Origin of the sequence: Myxococcus sp. RHSTA-1-4 (assembly GCF_020037125.1) — a bacterium.
In the GTDB taxonomy this organism is placed as follows: domain Bacteria; phylum Myxococcota; class Myxococcia; order Myxococcales; family Myxococcaceae; genus Myxococcus.
In genome coordinates this window covers 1-1,147 of record NZ_JAIQDG010000128.1, presented here as the reverse complement: position 1 = coordinate 1,147, position 1,147 = coordinate 1, and the positions used below count along the sequence as shown (strand labels likewise).

The following is a 1,147-nucleotide window of genomic DNA, read 5'->3' as shown; positions in this document are numbered from 1 at the left end:
TGTTGACGAGCACCCTGGATGAGGGCTCGAGGCCCGAGTTCGAGCCGGCGGCGTGATGGGTTCGCGCCGCTCGCCCATCGTCAGCGAGAAACTGGAGCGCCACGCCCGATGATGTAGCAGGCGGTCAGGAGGACGGGGAGAAAGGTGCGCAGAGGGTGCGGGAACACCCTCATGCGCGGGCCCCGGGAACCCTGCGGAAAGAGAACCGGGACACCCGAGGAGTCGTCCGTTTCGAGGGCGACGTCAAGAACTGGCCGCCCTCGGTGGACGAGGGCCGGCCGAAGCGCTGCGTGGCGTGTGGGCGCGGGGCCTACGAAGGCGGCGGGCTGGGCCTCCATGGGCATGGGCTCGTCGAGCGCCAGCAGCGCGGCCCGCCGACTCCGGACGGGGCGCCGGAATGCCGGGGGGTGCTCTGTCGCCGCTACCGCTGCAAGCCCTGTGGCGCGGTGATGCGCGTGGTGCCGCCGTCCGTCTCTCCGCGCAAGCACTTCAGCGGGGAGGCGATTGCCTTCGCCCTGGCGCTGTGGGCCCTGTGCGGCCTGGGGGCGGACGAGGTGCGACGGCGGACGAGCGACTGGACGCGTCGTGGGGACGCCGCCCGTGGCTGGCGGTCGCTCACGAGGTGGGCGCGGCAGCTTGGGGCGCGGCAGCTGTTCGGCGCACTCCCGCTCGGCGCGGTGGCGGAGGGGCCCCGGGCGCTCGCGGCCCGCGCGGCGCAGGCACTGTGCGCTCACGCGCCGCTCGCGTGGCGGGGTACGCCGCTCGAGCATCAAGCCTTCGCCGGAGCCCGCCATGTGAGCTGATGGCCATCACCGCGAAGTGGCTGGGGAATCCGTGCCCACCGCGTTGGGCACGCTCCCAGCGGCCCAGGCGGATGCGAGGGGAGAGCTTCCCGCCAGGCCCGCGATGGACGCGGCAGCGGGAAGGAGACCTCCATGGACGAGCTCGTCCCGAAGGACCACGGCGAAGAGATTGCAGTCTTCCGCAGCCAGGTCATTGGCCCGGTGGTGCACCGCCAGCTGACGCGCGGAGAGCTGCGCGGCGCGCTGAAGGAGCTGGCGCGGCAGAAATTCCGTCCGCCCGGAGCCGAGCGCACGCGGCACTTCAGCGTGCCGACGCTGGAGCGCTGGTACTACCGCTTCCGCAA

Annotated in this window: 1 protein-coding gene and 1 pseudogene; both read left to right on the top strand. The window is 72.7% G+C overall.

Translation table 11 applies throughout. The features are described from left to right. Nucleotides 1-155 precede the first annotated feature (155 nt). Nucleotides 156-803, top strand: coding sequence for a hypothetical protein (locus K8638_RS44235; RefSeq protein WP_223760820.1), 648 nt, complete (start codon nt 156-158; stop codon nt 801-803). Between the two features lie 132 nt (nt 804-935). Beyond that, a pseudogene (locus tag K8638_RS44230) lies at nt 936-1,147 on the top strand (IS481 family transposase); the annotation flags it as partial.